General features: G+C 46.4%; 19 protein-coding genes. 10 read left to right on the plus strand and 9 right to left on the minus strand.

Annotated features, from left to right (window positions below; translation table 11 throughout):
• Positions 1–255 precede the first annotated feature (255 nt).
• Positions 256–1,281 carry a ketol-acid reductoisomerase gene (ilvC, locus tag VIM88_RS01365; RefSeq protein ID WP_331861085.1) on the minus strand — a complete coding sequence of 342 codons (1,026 nt, stop codon included), beginning with the start codon at positions 1,279–1,281 and terminating at the stop codon, positions 256–258.
• Positions 1,282–1,409: 128 nt separating this feature from the next.
• Here ilvC and VIM88_RS01370 point away from each other — a divergent pair, with 128 nt between their 5' ends.
• The 3 genes from VIM88_RS01370 (at position 1,410) to VIM88_RS01380 (ending at position 3,603) form a co-directional block, all read left to right on the plus strand.
• Positions 1,410–1,871: an NfeD family protein gene (locus VIM88_RS01370; RefSeq protein ID WP_331861086.1), complete on the plus strand. Its 462-nt coding sequence runs from the start codon at positions 1,410–1,412 to the stop codon at positions 1,869–1,871.
• Between the two features lie 11 nt (positions 1,872–1,882).
• Positions 1,883–2,740: an SPFH domain-containing protein gene (locus tag VIM88_RS01375; RefSeq protein ID WP_331861087.1), complete on the plus strand. Its 858-nt coding sequence runs from the start codon at positions 1,883–1,885 to the stop codon at positions 2,738–2,740.
• A 65-nt stretch (positions 2,741–2,805) separates the two neighbouring features.
• Entirely contained in the window at positions 2,806–3,603 is a 798-nt protein-coding gene (locus tag VIM88_RS01380; RefSeq protein ID WP_331861088.1) for a CorA family divalent cation transporter, read from the plus strand.
• Positions 3,604–3,635: 32 nt separating this feature from the next.
• Here VIM88_RS01380 and VIM88_RS01385 read toward each other — a convergent pair whose 3' ends face one another.
• Together VIM88_RS01385 and VIM88_RS01390 are read right to left on the minus strand one after the other, a co-directional pair.
• A complete protein-coding gene (locus tag VIM88_RS01385; protein ID WP_331861089.1) occupies positions 3,636–4,472 on the minus strand; it encodes a mechanosensitive ion channel family protein in 837 nt (278 codons plus the stop codon).
• Between the two features lie 82 nt (positions 4,473–4,554).
• Positions 4,555–5,190: a M15 family metallopeptidase gene (locus tag VIM88_RS01390; RefSeq protein ID WP_331861090.1), complete on the minus strand. Its 636-nt coding sequence runs from the start codon at positions 5,188–5,190 to the stop codon at positions 4,555–4,557.
• 96 nt (positions 5,191–5,286) lie between these two features.
• Here VIM88_RS01390 and VIM88_RS01395 point away from each other — a divergent pair, with 96 nt between their 5' ends.
• Genes VIM88_RS01395 through VIM88_RS01410 form a run of 4 tightly spaced genes read left to right on the plus strand, consistent with a single transcriptional unit; the run spans position 5,287 to position 10,267 of the window.
• Positions 5,287–7,155: a mechanosensitive ion channel family protein gene (locus VIM88_RS01395; RefSeq protein WP_331861091.1), complete on the plus strand. Its 1,869-nt coding sequence runs from the start codon at positions 5,287–5,289 to the stop codon at positions 7,153–7,155.
• A 55-nt stretch (positions 7,156–7,210) separates the two neighbouring features.
• Positions 7,211–7,771 (plus strand): ATP-dependent zinc protease, encoded by a 561-nt coding sequence (locus VIM88_RS01400; protein WP_331861092.1) that lies wholly within the window; start codon positions 7,211–7,213, stop codon positions 7,769–7,771.
• Positions 7,772–7,783: 12 nt separating this feature from the next.
• The gene (locus VIM88_RS01405) at positions 7,784–9,313 is read left to right on the plus strand and encodes an inactive transglutaminase family protein (RefSeq protein WP_331861093.1); all 1,530 of its coding nucleotides are present in this window, start codon (positions 7,784–7,786) and stop codon (positions 9,311–9,313) included.
• 3 nt (positions 9,314–9,316) lie between these two features.
• A complete protein-coding gene (locus tag VIM88_RS01410) occupies positions 9,317–10,267 on the plus strand; it encodes an alpha-L-glutamate ligase-like protein (RefSeq protein ID WP_331861094.1) in 951 nt (316 codons plus the stop codon).
• Between the two features lie 97 nt (positions 10,268–10,364).
• Here the strand turns inward: VIM88_RS01410 and VIM88_RS01415 are convergent, their stop codons facing one another.
• Genes VIM88_RS01415 through VIM88_RS01440 form a run of 6 tightly spaced genes read right to left on the minus strand, consistent with a single transcriptional unit; the run spans position 10,365 to position 15,062 of the window.
• Complete coding sequence (locus tag VIM88_RS01415) at positions 10,365–10,664, minus strand: hypothetical protein (RefSeq protein WP_331861095.1); 300 nt, start codon at positions 10,662–10,664, stop codon at positions 10,365–10,367.
• 49 nt (positions 10,665–10,713) lie between these two features.
• Positions 10,714–11,535 (minus strand): polyphosphate kinase 2, encoded by an 822-nt coding sequence (gene ppk2 / locus VIM88_RS01420; RefSeq protein ID WP_331861096.1) that lies wholly within the window; start codon positions 11,533–11,535, stop codon positions 10,714–10,716.
• Between the two features lie 16 nt (positions 11,536–11,551).
• Entirely contained in the window at positions 11,552–12,604 is a 1,053-nt protein-coding gene (locus tag VIM88_RS01425; RefSeq protein WP_331861097.1) for a succinylglutamate desuccinylase/aspartoacylase family protein, read from the minus strand.
• Positions 12,594–13,520 (minus strand): 30S ribosomal protein S6--L-glutamate ligase, encoded by a 927-nt coding sequence (gene rimK / locus VIM88_RS01430; RefSeq protein WP_331861098.1) that lies wholly within the window; start codon positions 13,518–13,520, stop codon positions 12,594–12,596. The genes VIM88_RS01425 and rimK overlap by 11 nt, the downstream gene beginning before the upstream one ends.
• Positions 13,521–13,934, minus strand: coding sequence for an ATP-dependent zinc protease (locus tag VIM88_RS01435; protein WP_331861099.1), 414 nt, complete (start codon positions 13,932–13,934; stop codon positions 13,521–13,523).
• A 12-nt stretch (positions 13,935–13,946) separates the two neighbouring features.
• Positions 13,947–15,062 (minus strand): peptidase M42, encoded by a 1,116-nt coding sequence (locus VIM88_RS01440; protein WP_331861100.1) that lies wholly within the window; start codon positions 15,060–15,062, stop codon positions 13,947–13,949.
• 202 nt (positions 15,063–15,264) lie between these two features.
• Between VIM88_RS01440 and htpX the strand changes: the two genes are divergently transcribed.
• From htpX to holA, 3 genes are all read left to right on the plus strand, one after another.
• On the plus strand, positions 15,265–16,092 hold the full coding sequence (gene htpX / locus VIM88_RS01445; protein WP_331861101.1) for a zinc metalloprotease HtpX: 828 nt from the start codon (positions 15,265–15,267) through the stop codon (positions 16,090–16,092).
• Positions 16,093–16,159: 67 nt separating this feature from the next.
• The gene (locus VIM88_RS01450) at positions 16,160–18,130 is read left to right on the plus strand and encodes a ribonuclease R family protein (protein ID WP_331861102.1); all 1,971 of its coding nucleotides are present in this window, start codon (positions 16,160–16,162) and stop codon (positions 18,128–18,130) included.
• Positions 18,130–19,107 carry a DNA polymerase III subunit delta gene (holA, locus tag VIM88_RS01455; RefSeq protein ID WP_331861103.1) on the plus strand — a complete coding sequence of 326 codons (978 nt, stop codon included), beginning with the start codon at positions 18,130–18,132 and terminating at the stop codon, positions 19,105–19,107. Before VIM88_RS01450 ends, holA begins: the two co-directional genes overlap by 1 nt.
• Positions 19,108–19,166 lie beyond the last annotated feature (59 nt).

Raw genomic sequence — 19,166 nt, forward strand, 5'->3', positions numbered from 1 at the left:
TTTCAGATATTGTAACAAAGAAGCATTAAGAAGGGGATATAAAACTATAAAAAGGATAAGTGGAAATAAACCTAACTGAAGATTTTTGGTTAGTTGTGCTCAGATTTTGTTGTTTGAGTAAAGGAGGCTACGTGTAAGTAGCTGACTGCACTCATCAACAAAAGATGAGTGTCTGGCACTAAATGCCGATACCCCCGTCGCTAAAGCGAAAGAGGGGTACAAATAAGCAAAAAGACGGGGTACCCCTTGAGGGTATTAGTTGGTCTCTTGGTCTACGATCTTGTTCGCTGATATCCACGGCATCATTGCACGAAGTTTGTTACCTGTTTGCGTAATAAGCTTTTCTTTGTCATTGTTACGCTCAGCATTCATTCTTGGGTATCCTGCCTGACCTTCAAGGATAAAGTCTTTGGCAAATCTACCGTCCTGGATCTCTTTCAAGATATCTTTCATCGCTTGTTTTGACTGCTCGTTGATGACTCTTTTACCTGAAACATAGTCACCGTACTCCGCTGTGTTTGAGATAGAGTATCTCATATCTGCGATCCCGCCTTCGAACATAAGGTCAACGATAAGCTTAAGCTCATGAAGACATTCGAAGTATGCAAGTTCCGGAGCATAACCCGCTTCTGTCAGTGTTTCAAAACCAGCCTGTACCAGTGCTGCTGTACCACCGCAAAGTACTGCCTGCTCTCCGAAAAGGTCTGTTTCTGTTTCATCTTTGAACGTTGTTTCGATGATCGCTGTTCTACCGCCGCCGATCGCTGAAGCATAAGAAAGCGCAAGCTCTTTCGTTGTACCGCTCGGGTTTTGACCTACAGCGATAAGGTCCGGGATACCGCCGCCTCTTACGAACTCAGAACGAACTGTGTGGCCCGGTGCTTTTGGCGCGATCATGGTAACGTTGATGTCTGCTCTTGGAGTGATTCTTCCGTAGTGGATATTGAACCCGTGTCCGAATGCGATCGTCGCACCTTCTTTCAGGTTTGGCTCGATCTCATTTTTGTAGATCTCTGCCTGGTTCTCGTCCGGAAGAAGGATCATGACCACATCCGCTTTTGCTGTAGCATCAGCAACAGAAAGTACTTCAAAGTTTTTAGCCGCAGCTTTTCTCCACGAAGAGCCGCCTTCTCTTGCACCGATAACAACATTTACACCGGAGTCTCTAAGGTTTTCAGCATGTGCATGCCCTTGTGAACCGAAACCGATCATTGCTACTGTTTTTGACTTGATGATATTGATATCACAATCTTTATCATAATATACATTTAAAGTTGACATTTATTATCCTTGCTGTACGAAGTACGAAAATTTTGGCGATTATATCCAAATAATACTTATTATCGTGAATTTTATCTGCAATTGTTTTTTATGATATAATAAATCTTTGCATAAAAAAGGAGCGGAATTTGATTGAATTTCTCAATGAGACTATTTTATGGTGGCACTGGATCGTCTTTGGCATAGCCCTGCTTATCTGGGACATGAGCATGGGTACATTTTTCATTCTGGGGCTTGGTGTGGCTGCGATCATCGTAGGTGCGATCGATGCATGGCTAGACATCTCTTTTACCGCAGAACTGAGTATCTGGATCGTACTATCCATACTTGCCATCGCTGCCTGGTTCAAATGGTTCAGAGAAAAACCCGTGACGGAAAGCGGACAGTCGAACTACAGGCTCGATACGCTTGGTGTAGTGATGGAAGATATCCAGCCGCACAGCAGAGGAAAGGTGACCTTTGATACTCCGGTACTCGGCAACACCTCCTGGCATGCCATCTCAAAAGTGGAGATCACCAAAGGAAGCCGTGTCAAGATCGTACAGATCAATGGTCAGCTGATAGAAGTTGAACCGATAGCAAACTCTTAAAGGATCGTTTTATGGAAGTATTAAATATCGTCATCATTTTGGTCATTGCACTCATCGTCACCCTCTACAAAGGGATCAATATCGTTCCTCAAGGTGAAGAGTGGATCGTCGAAAGGCTGGGCAAGTTCAGCCGTACACTCAAGCCGGGACTCAATATCATCGTTCCCTACATCGAATCGATACGTGAGCGTGTCTCTACCCGTGACCTCATCCTTGATATCCCCGAACAGGAGGTCATTACCAGGGACAATGCCGTGATACATACCAATGCGGTCACCTTTGCCCGTGTCACCAACCCTCGCGATGCGATCTACGGGATCGAAGATTTTCGAACCGCGATACAGCAGCTGGTCATGACGACACTTCGTTCGATCCTCGGTGAAATGGACCTGGATGAAGCGCTCTCCAACCGTGAACATATCAAAACGAAGCTCAAAGACTCTATCATTGACGATGTAGCGGACTGGGGTGTGACAGTGAAGTCTGTCGAGATACAGGATATCAATCCAAGTCCATCGATGCAGGACTCCATGGAGAGACAGGCGGCTGCAGAGCGTGAAAGACGTGCGATCGAAACGACTGCAGAGGGTAACAAAAATGCGGCGATCCTTGAAGCGGACGGTAAGCTTGAAGCAGCCAAAAGAGAGGCACAGGCACAGATCGCACTGGCGAATGCTTCCGGAGAAGCGATCAACATCATTACCCAGAACATCAAAGACAATGAGCTCCCTGCCATGTTCCTTCTCGGTGACCGTTACATCAATACGCTGGAAGAGATAAGCAAGAGCCCGAATGCCAAGTTCGTGGTCTACCCTGCGGATCTTCAGGAAGCCATCAAGGGTATGCTGGGGAATGTATTTAAGAAGTAGATGCTAGCTGAGCCTGTTTCAGGAAGCGTAACATGACACTATATTAAGCTATAAGGGCACTGACGATGGAACATTTTGAACAATTTTTGGATGAACTGCATTTAAGCGACTTGCAAAATGAGATGCACCCATCGATATTTGACGAGAATGAGGCCTACGATATGCTCATCCTTCGTCTTCCTGTCATAGATGAAAAGCTTGAAGGGAGATCCTTCGGGTTTATCATTCAGGGCCAGAACAGTTTTTTGTACGATAAGGAGCGGGAGCAGTTTAAAAAACTCGAGGATCGTTTTTTGGGCCCGTACAAGATCATTGATCCGATCACAGATGCGCTTCTGAAATCCTTTGAAAAATACCGCGACATGATCATAGATATGGAAGAGTTCCTCTATCAAGACAAACATACCGACGAATTTATGACGAACTGGATAGCCCTGAAGAGGGATATACTGCACATTGAAAGGATACTGACCAGAACTTCCGAAATGCTGCTGATTATGATCCATCACTACAGGAAAGCTGCGGATTTTCCCAAGAACAGCTATATCGACCTGCATGAACACATGGAGCGGGTCTTGCATTCGGCGACGCATCAACTCTCCAAGCTTGACTACCTTTATCACTTCTATAATGCCCGAGCCAATGACAAGATGAATAAAATGATCTATATTCTTACGATCATTTCCGCGGTGTTCCTTCCTCTGAATCTTGTGGTCGGTTTTTTTGGGATGAACACCAGCGGCTTGCCTTTCACTGCTTCCGAAACCAACGGTACGCTCAATGTGGCCTATCTGATGTCCTCTCTGACTCTGCTTACCTTTGTTTCTGCCCTGCTGTGGTACAAAAAAATGCAAAAGCTGTGACGCTACCGCAAAGCTTTGAAGGTCATCGTTATTTAGGCTTTCACCTTCAGTACATCTGCATTGATCTGCATTTGTGGATAAGGAATAGAGATGCCTTTTGCATCAAACGTCAGTTTCACTTTTTCGATCGTATCGAAATAGACTCCCCAGTAATCTGATGCTTTGACCCAAACACGCACAGTAAAGTTCACCGAACTGTCTGCAAGTTCGCCTACCCCTACAAAACTTTCCGGATCCTTCAAGATACGGGTGTCGGCATCCAGGATCTCCTGCAGCGTTGCCTTCGCCAACTTCAGGTCATCATCATAGCCTATACCGAATACGAAATCGACACGGCGTGTCTCTTTTTTGGAAAAGTTCGTAATATTGCCTGAAGCCACAGCACTGTTTGGGATCAGGATCACCTTGTTATCCGGTGTCAGAAGTGTGGTGTTGAAGAGTGTGATCGCCTCGACCGTACCGCTTTCCCCTGCCACAGTGACAAAATCCCCTACTTCAAAAGGACGGAAAAGTATGAGTATCACACCGGAACCGATGTTCCCAAAAGTACCCTGCAGCGCCAAACCTACAGCCAGACCGGCAGCACCCAGTATCGCAATAAAAGAGGTGGTATCGATACCCAGATTGTGGATCGCTGCCAGCACCACGACCACCATGAGAAGTATATCGACCAAACTGGCAATAAATGCGCTCAGTGTAGAGTCTATCTTTCCACGGTCCATCATCTTTTTAATGAGCCCGGAAAGTTTTTTGGCTACCCATTTCCCGATGACGAAAATGGCAATAGCGCCGATCACCTTCAGACCATATTCTGTGCCATACTGCACTGCCATATCCGTATATTTATTGACCTCTGTTGTAACTTCCATTGTATCCCTTTGTTTTTTCTGATTTCTGTTTCTCTTTCCATCGAAGCTGCACTATTATAAAAAGTTTTGTACTAAAAACAACTTACTTCGAAAAATGCTGATAATCTTTCACTCCCGACCAGTCACCGCCCCACTTCCACCCATGTTTTTTGAACAGCTGCACCGCTGCATCGTTCTTGAGCAAGAGTGCCTTATCCGCATAGGTCGATTTCTGGTGTGCCCTTTTTCTGTATCTTTCCGATGCTTTGTGTGAAATGGTTCCCTTCCTGGAAATGTAAGGGTTTTCTATCGGATTAATATCTATGGCTTTCCCGTAAGAGTGCTTGGACCATTTTTGACTGCCCGTTGCTTTACGGCAGTTAAAAGCTGAAGTGTTATCTGATTCTATGGAGTGCCAGTCACTGCCGCTATACTCGCTTACCAGCTTCATTTTTCTGATGGGGTATCCCATAGCATACAGAGCTTCAAAGATCGCTATCACCTCGGCCGAGACCTCTTTATGGACGATCATCTCCCCCCTCTCCTCTTCACCGTTGAAGTTGATATGCGTCATACGCAAATAACGCAGATCATTCAATGGTACAGGACAGCCTTTTCGCCACGAATTCCCTTCAACCATACGTTGCTTGATCTGAGGCGTGATCTCCGAGCTCTCTGATTCAAAGGCAGCAAAAGCCATACCCGCTGACAAAAGTATCATATACACTATTTTTACCATGCTTTCATTATAGCATATTGTATGATCGGCCTCCGATCCTCTTTGTCCCGTCCTAACCTGCTATCTATGTTATAATTTCAAAAAAAGTAGTCACTCATGAAATCCATCGTCTTATTCTTTCTTTTCTCCCTGCTTTTAGGGGCTGCCGATATAGATACCAAACTCTATGAGGGGAACAATACCAAAGCCTATTATGAAGAGGTCAGCCTGCGCATCGACCAGGAAGTGCCCCAGGACCAGGCTGATATAGAGCGTATTGCTACGGAACGCATGATCCTGGAGAAATTGCAAAGTATGCTCTCTTTTACTTCCAAAGTGGACCCTATGCCCAATGCTCTTTTAGGGGATGAGGGAAATATCACAACGGAAAACTATCTCTCTTACCTGAACGCGCTTGCGGATGTCTATACAGCCATTGATATCCTAAAAGAAGAACAGTCCATGATGCAATCCAAACGCAAGTTCTTACGCAAGAGTATCCAGGAGATCACCACCGAAGATAAAGAGAATCTGCTGCTTTACCAACTGCAGTATGCATTTTACAAAATGAAAGGCAACCACCACACACAATCCATTGAGATGTATGAAAGCGTACTGAAAGAGGGCAAAGAGCGTTTTGGTCAGGCACTCAAGCGGGTCAGCTTCAATATCCCGGCATTAGAGAAAGCACTTACAGCGACCGATAGCAGATTCCCTGTGATAGAACAGGAGGCGGTTGCGCTGAACTTGGCAAAAGAACGTGAAGAGATACATCATGAGAATGTCTCAGAGGTATTGAACAAAAAGATCACTGCCAATACGGTGGATATGATGGATGCCAGGACAACAAAGATAGACCAGAAGATATTGCTCTCCCTTGCGTATCTCCAACAGGGGAAGATTGCAAAAACGCTCGATTTCATCAATTCCACTACAGAGATCATTGATACGCTCGCAGATGATCTTACCAAGCACTATACCTATAAACAATCTATTATCAAAGATCTGTTCAAAGAAAAAGAGGGAAATGTCGCACTGGCACTCTCCGATGTCGAACAGAGTGCAGAAAGCCTTTATGACTATACGTATAAAAAGTTCACGGAACCTCTGTTTGTCTTCAATGAACACAGTATCTCGGTCCTGGATATCCTGAAAGTACTTCTGATCCTGGTCCTTGGATTTATGTTGGCTGCATTTTATAAACGAAAGATCATGAATCTGGCGCAGAAAAACAAGCTCTCATATGCTTCAGCCAAGATGATCTCCGGTTTTGGCTACTATTTTATCGCATTGATCACGTTACTGGTCGCACTCAAAAGTATAGGGCTTGATTTCTCCAATCTGGGCCTGATCGCCGGAGCGCTCTCGATCGGTATCGGTTTTGGGCTGCAGACACTTGTCTCCAACCTTGCTGCCGGGATCATTCTGATGTTTGAGAGAACGATACGTCTGGGTGACTATATAGAGATCTCCGATACGATCCGGGGTACGGTCAATGACATGAAAATGCGTTCGACCACCGTCACGACGAATGACAATATCGATGTCATCATCCCCAACTCCTCCTTCATACAGAACAATGTGATCAATTGGACGCTGGAAAACGACATAAGACGGATACATATCCCTTTTTCGGTTGCTTACGGAACACCCAATGAAAAAGTAGAAGAGGTCATTTTGGAAGAGCTCAAGCACTCCGGTATCAATTATGTCTCGATACCTCCAAACTACACAACAGCTATCTGGATGACCGCTATGGGTTCCAGTTCCGTGGACTATGAACTGATTGTCTGGGTGAGGGGAAATTCAACACTCAGACCAGCAGGGACCAAATCCGATTTTCTGAAGTTTATCTACAGTACGCTCAATAAACACCATATCGAAATACCGTTTCCTCAGTTGGACCTGCATGTCAAAGAAGCGGGGCCCAAAAAAGAAGAGAGTGATCCGGAAAGCACCACCGTTCAGAACGAAAAACCATTATAGCGTTGCGCGGCCGTTTATATGGTATAATCATACGATATTTTTAGGATGGAGAAGAATGATGACCTTTTACACAGGATGGAAATACAGGATAGTTTTTTTACTGTTGCTTTGTACGACATCTTTTATCGGAGCCCAAGAGACTGAAGCTGTACAGAACACTGCGTTTGAGAACCTGAATACAGAAAAGTCAGACACGAAATACACTATAGGTGCAGTGGAAAATGTCCGACTCGTCCCGCCCAATGTGATCCTTAAAGCACGTATCGATACCGGCGCAAAAACCACCTCCATTGATGCGCGGAACATTACACCTTTCGAACGTGATGGCGCACAGTGGGTGAGATTCGTCTGTATGGCGGGGGAAAAAGAGCATACCATAGAGAGAAAAGTAGTTAAGACCGTGCTGATCAAACGTCATGGAGAAGAGTCTCAGGACCGTTATGTCGTCAATATGCGCATCATACTGGGTGACGTTTCTCTACTTATTCCCGTAAACTTGAATAATAGGGAGGCGTACAAGTATCCGGTGTTGATCGGACGTAATTTCCTGCGCGATTATTTTATCGTTGATGTGGCCAAACATCATCAACTCAAACCTATGGCCTTGCCTAAATAAAAAGGGGCTTTCATGTCTAGAAAATTTCAAGTATTGCTCATTGCCCTCAGTCTGGCATTCACAGGATTGTTTATAGTATGGTACAAGGTCGGTGTACTTGGAATACCCTTTCTGCCACATGAAAAGCGTTCCGTCTATAAAGTAGGCGCAGAGATCTCTTTTGAAGGAAGAAACAAGCCCGTGCTGGTATCCATGGCTTTGCCTGAACCGCAGGAGGGGATCCAGATACTCTCTGAAGATATGGCATCGTCAGGGTTCGGGTATGCGGAAGCGCAGACAGAAACAGGCAAAAGGGCAGAATGGAGCAAGCGCAATGTCGTAGGGCCTCAAAAACTCTACTACTCTATTGAAGTCTTCATAGAACCAGGCGACTATATACCTAAATTGCCTGAAGTCCCGTATGAACAGAAAACTGAAACGCTCAGTGATCTCCCGGACACCTTAAGGAACACAGCAAAGATCCTTCTGGATGATGTACGATCCAGGTCGGCAGATACACATTCGTTCGCAGCGCAGCTGATCAATGATTTCAATGCGAAAGAGCCTTCCCAGGCAGTCAAAATACTCCTTGCAGAGAGCGGGGAGTCCAAACTTGAAATTATTTCACGTCTTTTGCGTTACAGAAAGATATTGGTACGCAATATTCACGGACTCTATTTGGAGAGTGAACGGCGCAATATCGCATTGACACCCATGCTTGAAGTATACGATGGGGAGAAATGGCAGCTTTATGACCTGGAAAAAGGAAAGATCACGCGGGATAGGAACTTCTTTATCTGGCAGCATGGCGGCGGTTCGCTGATCGATGTCACAGGAGCCACAAATTCCAATATCCGCTTTTCGCTCAATGAGCGTCTGGTACCGGTGGAATACCTTCTGGAAAAAAAGGAACTGGTAAAAAAAGCTGCGATATTGGATTTCTCCCTTTTCACCCTGCCTGTTTCTGAGCAGAATGCCTACAGACATATACTGCTAGTGCCTTTTGGCGCATTGGTGGTGGTACTGCTCAGGATCATAGGAGGGTTGAGAACCTCAGGGACCTTCATGCCTGTTCTGATCGCTTTGGCCTTTATGGAAACCACACTGTTCGCCGGACTGATCATGTTTATCCTGATCGTAGGGATGGGACTGATCATCCGCTCGTACCTAAGCAGCCTTAACCTCTTACTGGTGGCAAGGATCTCAGCGGTGATGATCGTAGTGATTCTTATTATGTCATTCATGAGTATCCTGAGTTTCAAACTGGGGATCAAAGAGGTACTCACCGTGACATTTTTCCCTATGATCATCCTGGCCTGGACGATAGAAAGGATGTCTATCCTATGGGAAGAAGAAGGTCCCAGAGAAGTGTTGATCCAGGGCAGCGGATCTTTGATCGTTGCCGTTTGTGCCTATTTTGTCATGAGTGATGCTTTGGTTTCCCATATGGCCTTTAACTTTCCGGAGCTGCTCCTGGTGGTACTGGCATTCATCATTATGCTGGGACGCTACAGTGGTTACCGCATCAGCGAGCTCATCCGTTTTAGATCCATGGTGAACTGAGAGATGTTTGCAAATCCTTTTAAGCTTAAAAAACTTGGCATACTGGGGATGAACAAGCGTAACATCCACTATATCGGTGCACAGAATGACCGTAAGTACTACCCCTTGGTGGACAACAAGCTCAAGACGAAAGTAGTTGCCCAGAATGCGGGTATCGCTGTACCTAAGTTACTTTTCACTATCGAACACCAGTCACAACTGCGCAACCTGGAGAAGTTGCTGGAAGGTATTGATAAGTTCGCTCTCAAGCCTTCCCAGGGAAGCGGGGGGAAAGGCATTTTGGTCATCATAAAACGTGAAGGGAATGAATTCATCAAGCCCAATGGACAGAGGCTGCAGCTGAGAGACATTCAGCGAGATATATCCAACATACTCAGCGGACTCTACTCGCTTGGGGGGAAGCCTGATGTGGCGATGATAGAGACACTGGTGGAGTTCGATCCTATCTTTGAACGCTACAGCTACGAAGGGGTTCCCGATATCAGAGTGATCGTCTATAAAGGATACCCGGCTATGGCGATGCTGCGGTGCTCCACCAGTGAAAGTGACGGCAAAGCCAACCTGCATCAGGGGGCAGTAGGTGTAGGGATCGATATGGCAACAGGAAAGTCACTCTTTTCTGTACAGCATGGTATGCCGGTAACACACCACCCTGATACCGGATATGATTTTTCAGAACTTGAAATTCCCTACTGGGAGAAAATACTTACCCTGGCGGCCTCTTGCTATGAAGTCACCCATTTAGGATATTTGGGGGTTGATATCGTGCTGGACAAAAACCTGGGACCTTTGATCCTGGAGCTCAATGCACGTCCCGGTCTGGCAATACAGATCGCCAACAGGATCGGGGCGGTCAAACGCTATGATGTGATCGATACACAGCCCCATGGTCTCGGTGTCTCAGAGAGGGTCAAATTCTCTATGAGCCATTTCGGCGCAGCAGTAAGCAGCTGACCGATCTATTTTGGAAAGAAGCGTGCATCATTTTTTCCGATGCTGCACGCGTTTGTCTGTCAAACAAAAGATCGCTGTCTATGGAAGAGAAAGATTTTTACTCATCCCATACATGTCTATGCTGAATTTTTTCAGTTGAGATATACTCATCATCAAAATCAGCATCATCTGGATCATCCCAGCCAAAAAATTCATCTGTAAAAATTTTTACGTACCCCATCTCTACTAACATTGCATCGAGTTTTTCAAAATCTTTGCCCGTTTCCCTGCAGTACGCCAAAAGCTTTTCACTATCCTCTTTTTCGACACCGTTCACTTCCAGTGCAAACCTAATTTCCTCAAAGGTCATCTTTTCCTCTTGTATAATAAAATCGTAAACAAAAGAAATTATATTCAATAATTTGATTTTTTGAGCTAAAAAAAAACTTAAATTAAATCAAATTTTATCAACGAAAAAGTTCCTCTTCAACCGATACCAAAACATCATCATCCGCTTGAAGATCCAGCCCACTTTCCTCCTCATCGGCATAGAGCTCTCTTAATATAAGCTTCATCGCTTCGATACGTGCTTTGTGTTTGTCATCCGATCGGATAATGTGCCATGGAGATTCAGGAGTATGGGTCGCCTCCAGCATCCGTCTTTTCTTTTGGGTGAAATCACCCCACATTGCCTGTGCCTGCATATCGATCTCGCTAAGTTTCCATTGGCGCAAGGGATCGGTCCGGCGTCTTTCAAAACGCTCATTTTGTACCTCTTTGGAGACACTCAGATAGATCTTTATAAGATGCGTACCGTGTTTGATAAAAGAATCCTCAAAAGGGATGACCGTATCCAAAAAAAGTTCATACTCCTCTTGTGTACAAAACCCGAACACCGGTTCGACCATCGCACGGTTATACCAGCTTCGATCGAACAGTACCATTTCTCCCCCTTTGGGAAAGTGTTTGATATATTTTTGAAAATACCACTGGGACCTCTCTTCATCCGTTGGCTTTCCCAGTGCAACCGTACGATAGTGCTTGGGGTTAAGGTATTGCGCGATACTGCCTATCAGGCTTCCTTTTCCCGCTGCATCCCTTCCTTCAAAAAGTATCACCACTTTTTGTGATCTCTCTTCTATCTGTGTAAGCAGTTTGACCAGTTTTGCCTGATAGACCTCCAGCTCTTTCATTTTCGCATAATAGACATCTGCCTCATTCTGGCGATTGCGCAGTATCGCATTCTCTTCACGAAGCTGCAGGATTATCTCTTCATTTGTATTTGCCATTCTCTCTTCTCATCATTTATAGGTTTGTTTCATCTTCCATGGGTATCTCCATCAGGCTTTCATGGTGGAACGGTTCCAGTCGTTTTTCTGCTATCTCAATGTCATCAAAAGAGGCTATATGAAAAACAGCATCCCCTTCATGAATAAGCGGTATCTGTGTCTTTCCGATAATAATGCCCGCAAAAGGAGCGGTCACTTCAATCCTCTGATCTATGAACATTTGCTCGATCCTTGCGATCACCTCGCCTGTTTCGACGACATCACCGAGTTTTTTGAGCGTCTGTATCATACCGCTCTCCTGTGCCCGGATCCATCGACTGTCCCTCGACAAGGAGGGTTTTTTTACGCGGTGGCCTTTTCTGCTGATCGCAGGAAGCATTCCGTTCGCCCTTAGTACATTAATGATCCCTTTGACCCCGATCTTGATGGACTTTTCATCCAGCCTCAATGCTTCTCCCGCTTCATAAAGTAAAATAGGTATCCCCTGATCCTGTGCCACAGCACGCAGTGATCCGTCCCGAACTGTAGAGTGAAGCACTACCGGCGCTTCAAAAGCAAGTGCAAGTTTCAAGGTATATTCATTTTCTATATTGGTTCGTACCTGCGGAAGATTGTCTTTATGTATACTCGCTGTATGAAGGTCGATACCCAGGTCACATTTAGCAACGATCTCATCAAAAAACGTTTTTGCCACACGCGAAGCAAGCGATCCTTTGGATGACCCCGGAAAATTCCGGTTAAGATCACGTCTGTCAGGCAGATAGCGCGTAAGGTTCATCGTCCCATAGATGTTGACCACCGGGACTAGAATAAGCGTTCCTCTCAGCTTGTCCAGCAGATGGATCTGTCTTAATCGACGGATGATCTCGATACCGTTCAGTTCATCCCCGTGAATGGCCGCAGAAATGAAGACCACAGGACCTGGCCTTTTACCGCGGATCACATGGACAGTCAACGTAGTAGGTGTACCATAGAAGCCTGGCAGATCTATTTCAATCTGCTTCTTTCTCCCTCTTGGTATCTCTACGCCCCCGAGAACAAAAGAGTGTTCATCCACTTTATGCTCCAATATTGTCTTTTTTAGGTCGGCGTCGCCTAGTGCCGGGGGACGGTGCAATGCTCGCCTCGATGTAGTCCATGATCTTGCCCGCTATATCGATACCTGTAGCCTTTTCTATCCCTTCAAGTCCAGGAGAGGAGTTCACTTCCATGACCAATGGTCCGCGGTCAGAGGGGATCATATCCACGCCGCATACACCCAGTCCCATCGCTTTGGCTGCCGCTAATGCCACCGCCTTTTCTTTGCGATTGAGTTTATAGGCAGTTGCACTCCCTCCCTGATGGAGATTGGAACGGAAATCCCCTTCTGCTCCCTGGCGTTTCATCGCACCGACCACTTCCCCATTGACGACCAAGGCACGTATATCTGCTCCCCCCGCCTCTTTGATGAATTCCTGTACCAAAAGGTTCACATCCATACCATAAAAAGCATCCAGAACAGACTGTGCTGCTTTTTGTGTCTCTGCCAGGACCACACCCACACCCTGGGTTCCTTCAAGGATCTTCAGGACCAATGGAGTACCCCCGATCAACTTGATCACATCTTTGGCATTGGCCTTGTTGGATGCAAAAACGGTCTTGGGAAGATCGACCCCCTGCTTCGAAAGTACCTGAAGGCTTCTCAGTTTGTCTCTGGATCTTGCGATCGCAAGATTGCCTGCGACACTGAAAGCCCCCATGATCTCAAAATGCCGTACCATAGCCGTCCCGAAAAAAGTACGGCTCGCACCGATACGGGGGATGATGGCATCCGGAAGCGGTAAAAGCTCACCATTGTAAACTACTGACAACTCGCCTTTCAAGATCTCGATGCTGCACATCAGATAATCGATCACACGGACCTTCCATCCTTTGGCTTCACCCGCTTCCACGAGTCTCTGTGTTGAATATAGGTGGGGATTTCTAGAAAGTATATACACAGTCATCTATTTTTCCTTTGTGGTTATATATTTGTGAGAAACATCGATCAGATAATGATGTGAAAGAAAACGTCTTCCTATCAACATAGGATACTTCATATTCTCACGGTTTGTCAACGATATCTCTGCCTGGTAGGCGCTACAGCCCAACTTTATCGAAGATTTTATAAAGATCCTCTCTTCACTTTTTCCGTTCGAGCTTTTAACACTTTTTATTTTAAAGATAGGAAGTGTCAGCTTTTTCCCGTGATAGGCTTCATGTACTTCATCATGCAGCAAAAAGGTCACAGTGTCACCCTCCACCTGAATATCGTCGCAATGCAGCGAACAGGAGTCTGCACCGGTATCGATCTTGGCATCCAGTCCAAAGAGTTCCATCTCGGCCAGATCCACGGATTCAATATATCCTACAACTTCCATCTTCTCCTCCTTTTATGTCTCTCTGTCTTCTTCGATGTAAAGCGTCTCAAGTATCTTTATCGCATCGATGACCGCAGCCATAGAAACGGTTTCTCTTGTCGTATGGTACCCAGTTGTAGGCAACTGAAAGGTGGTACCCTGTATATTTCCTTCACTTGCGTTCACCAGTCGTCCCATCTCAGTACTCCCCAGAGAGTAGGGAAAAAGGTCTTGCGCTATACGCTCTTCGTTCAATGCCTCGATGAAGTGGTCTTTATACCCGTAGCTGATCGAAAAGGCATCGCAGATATCTGTGATCTTGTGACGCAGCGGCGAGGTAAAAGTCGCATTTGCATCCCGGTTACGTAGTACGATATGCTGTGCATCCGCCGTTTTCCTATCGGGGTAAGGGCTTGTATCGAGCACTAAGAGTTCATCCGTGCCGATATCCCGTCCCCTGAACCACTCCAGTAAAAAACGCCAGCTTTTTCCTGCTTCCTCTTCCGCTGTAAAAAAGGCCCTCCCCTGATATCCTTTCTCATAGAGAAAAAGGATCATCGCCGCACTGAGCACATTGTCCAGCTGTGCAGAGAGATATCCATCCTGATAACGCAGCGTATCCATGAATGCCACCGGTGTGCCTGCGTACAAATGCTCCAGCCCCTGCACATTGAAAACGACATTGCCTCTGCGTTCACAGAAGTAGGCATGATTGATCTCGCCCAAACCGAGATAAGCGCCTGACCAGGGATCATAGGCCTGGACACGCTGGTTTATAAAACGCTCCTTGATATCCTGATAGGTCTTTTCCGACACGGAATCTCCCGTCAGGTCTCCTCTGTTCTGCGCAGTGAACGCAGCATACTGAAACTCATTCGGCCCGGTGCATATCAGACCGTGACGGTCAATATGTGCACTGATCATACCACTGTCCGGGTTCTTTCCCTCAGCGACCAACACCCCTTCATACAGGGTCGTCTGGATCCCTATCTCTTCAAGTTCCCGCTTGAGAAAAAGAAAAAAGGAGTGCTCTGTCCCGACGACGGAAGGGGTACGTACAAGCTGTTTGAGAATATCCAAAAAACGGCTCATTTCCGTCGGGGCCTCACCACGCTCTCTCATATGTTTTAAAAAAAGTGTTTTAAACATGATCCTACTACTTTCATCACCTTAATGTACAATATTATTATATCGTCTCTTAGCTATAGTTCAATCCATAACCGTGAAACCTTTTTTCATAAATTGGACAAGATCACAAGTATCCGGAAATGGACCGCCCTCATATGGTGCGATTTACCTTTTATTTGTACTTCTAGGGTATACTTTAAATAAAAAATTAGGACACACACTTATGGAACAATTTAAAACCTATGCCCTGATGATAGGGCTTACCCTGCTCTTTATTTGGGTGGGTGGGATGCTTGGCGGACGTGCCGGCATGATCATCGCCTTTGTCATCGCTGCAGGTATGAACTTCTATGCCTACTATTACAGTGACACACAGGTGCTCAAACACTATCATGCCATTCCTGTGGACCGAAGAAATGCCTCCGGGCTCTATGAGATCGTGGAGAGGCTGACAAGACGGGCCGGACTGCCTATGCCAGCACTCTACATCATTCCCGACCAGCAGCCCAATGCCTTTGCCACGGGGAGGGACTATGAGCACGCCGCAGTCGCTGTGACCGAAGGGCTGTTGAACCTGCTGACAGAAGAAGAGGTGGAAGCGGTGATCGCCCATGAACTCAGCCACATCAAACACTACGATATGCTCATCGGTACGGTAGCTGCCACGATGGCTGGAGCAATCGCCATGCTGGCAAATTTCGGTATGTTCTTCGGAGGAGACCGTGACAGACCGAATCCGATCGTCATGATAGTACTGATGATCCTGGCACCGCTTGCCGCAACGGTGATCCAGATGACGATCAGCCGTAACCGTGAATTTATGGCGGATGAAGGAGCGGCCAGAATGACAGGTCATCCGGAGTGGCTCCAGAGCGGTCTGGCAAAACTGGATAATTATGCCAGAGGTATTTCGATGCACGATGCCGACCCCCAGACAGCGCATATGTTCATCATCAATCCTTTCACGGGAAAGGATGTTTCTCTGAAACAGCTCTTCAGTACCCACCCGAGTACCGAACAGCGCATAGAGAGACTTGAAGCGTTAAAGTAATATAATTACCTTTGATCACAATGATGTCATGGATCGCATTGACCATATCATTTAAGAGAAGGTAACTATGTCCCCATTTGCCATACAACTTATCAACGGATGTCTCGTTTCAGACATCGAAGAGGAAGACCGGAACAGTTTTCAGGCACTGCAGCAGCTGGGTGCCCTTGAAGAGACAGATGGGCTTTGGAAACTAAGGTCCATCTATCGTGTGGGAAGACTCTATATCGGTAAAGACGGCAAAGGGTATGTGGAAGCGGAGTTCAAAGAACAAAAAGACCTGCTGGTAGAGCCTGATGACCTTCGGGGTGCAAAACATGGGGATGTGGTCGTTGCCAAACGTATCATCGCCAGACGCGGACGTGCCAGCGGCAAAGTACAGCTGGTCATAGAAAAAGCCCACCTCTTCACCATCGCCTATACGCACAGGGATGAATCAGATCATTTTCATATACTCGACCTGCGTACAGGCATGCCTACCCATGCTGTCATGGAAGGGATGGACCTCAAGGCATTCAAACTGGGCACGGTGCTGAAAGTGGATGTCGATACGGACAAGGTCCTGGAGGTCATGGGAACGCTTGATGACCCCAAGGTCGATGAAAAGATCTCCCTCGCCCTCTATGAACGCGAGGATGAATTTCCTCCGGAGTGCGTGAACGATGCATTGAAGGTGGAGACAGAGGTCACCAAAGCAGAGCATCCCTACCGTATAGACCTTACCCATCTTGACTTCTGCACCATTGACCCTGTGACCGCAAAAGATTTTGATGATGCCATCTACTTTGACAGGGAAGCCTATACGCTCTATGTTGCCATTGCAGATGTCAGCCACTATGTCCCTTTTTTCACCCCTATAGACAAAGAGGCAAAAAAAAGAGGGTTTACGACCTATCTGCCGCACAAGTCTTTCCCTATGCTCCCGAGAGAGCTCAGCGAAAATATCTGTTCGCTCAAACCCAAAGTGGACAGGCTTGCCTTTGTGGCAAAGATAGCTTTGGACAGGACCACGCTCAAACCTCTACATGAGGAATTCTTCGAGGCGATCATCCATTCCAAACACCGTTTCAACTATGACAACATAGATGCGATACTGGAAAATGGATCTGAAGGTATCACCGGTACGGTCGCAGAGATCCTGACCTGGCTGCTTCCCCTTCAGAAGATCACCGTCAGACTGCATAAGGAACGCCTCAAAGAGGGGTTCGATTTCAGGAGCGAAGAGACCAAGCTCACGATCGATGCCCAGCACCTGCTGGTAAGCACAGAGATAGAGACAGGCACACCCTCACACTCGCTGATCGAGGAGTGTATGCTTCTGGCCAATCAGGCAGCGGCCAAACGTTTTACCGGTGAAGGAGACAGTATCTTCCGTATACATGAACCGCCGCAGCTTCTCAAAATGGAAGACCTGCTGAGCGAACTGGCTTCCATCGGTCTCTATGTGGAAGAGTATGAGGACTCGCCTTCTCTGATCCGTGCCATTCAAAAAGAAGCGGCAAGCATGGGGCTTGCATCCGAAGTGGATGCCATGATCATCAAATCCCTGAGACGTGCAAGCTACTCACCCCACAATATCGGGCACTTTGGACTGGGCTTTACCCACTACAGCCATTTTACCTCTCCCATACGTCGATACTCGGACCTTATACTGCACCGTCTCATCAAGACACAGTTGCGTGAAGAGGAAGAAGAAGCCAGTTACCTGTTGCGAAACATCGAACCGCTCTGCGCAAGGGTGAGCGAACTGGAACGGGAAGCCACTAAAGCCGAATGGGATTTCAGGGACCGCAAGTTCGCGCGATGGGCCGCAGAACACATGGATGAGACCTTTGAAGCCGAGATCATCGAAGTGGAAGAGAGTGCGAAAGCGGTGCTGCTTGGTGATATCAAGGGGGTGACCGTGCACCTCAGAGGTGATAATGTGATGCTGTTTGACAGGGTGAGAGTGAAAATAAGCGAAGTGAACATTGCACAGGCTGTCATTATGGTCGAATTCATTGAAAAGATCAGTAAAGACGAGATGGAGCTCGCCTGATGTACCAAAGAGAATTTGACCAAAAACTCAAACAAACCTTGCCTAAAGCAGTGTTGCTCTATGGTGAAAATGACTATCTGACAGACCACTATATCGATCTTTATATTCAAAGGACGGATGCGAAAGAGAGCATGCTCACGCTCTATCATGATGAGTGGAACTTTGAGCAGGCAAAGGGTTTTCTTTCTCAAACCTCTCTGTTCGGCGGTATCAATCTTGTCGTGGTCAAACATGATAAAAAGATACCGAAAAAAGAACTGGACATCCTCATCGAACTTGCCAATAAAAATGAAGACAACTACTTTCTCTACGCTTATGCAGGTGCCTCTAAAGATGCCAAAAGTATGCAGTCCGCTTTCAGTGAGAAGAAAGGAGGCGTCTGGGTACGGTTTTTTGAACCCAATATCCGTGACGGTATCGCTATGCTGCAGCAAAAAGCACAGCAGATACAGCTTGATATCGACCACTATGCCCTCCAGCATCTGATGCTTCTGCTCAATAACAACCTGGCGCTCTGTGCCAATGAGCTGAATAAACTTGCCATTTTAGGGATGAAGGTCACCAGTAAAGACATCGACAGACTTGTCTACTCTACCGCACCGCTTGCGACCGAACAGCTGCTGATAGACCTGTTCAGTAAAAAACCTATTACCCCCACCATCACCAAACTGCTTGATCTTGGGGAAGATGAAGCCTCTCTGCTTCGCTCAACACAGTATTTCGTCAACCAGATCTTTCTCTTCCATGCCTATATCAAACTTCACGGCCATGTAGATTCCGCAGAGATACTCGGATATAAACTTCCCAAACAGATAGAAGAACAAAAAGCACAGTTGGCCCTTCGTGTCAAATCGGCTGCACTGCTGAAAATATTCGAGCACCTGTTAGAGAGTGAGATACATATCAAAAATGCACCCGCCACCCAAAAAGAAGTACTGCTCTACAGTACACTGATCAAACTGCAGGGCTATCTATGAGTGATGAGTGATGAGTGATGAGTGATGAGTGATGAGATTTTTGACAGAATGAAGCTTAA

The organism is Sulfurovum sp., from assembly GCF_036568385.1.
Taxonomy (GTDB): Bacteria; Campylobacterota; Campylobacteria; order Campylobacterales; family Sulfurovaceae; genus Sulfurovum.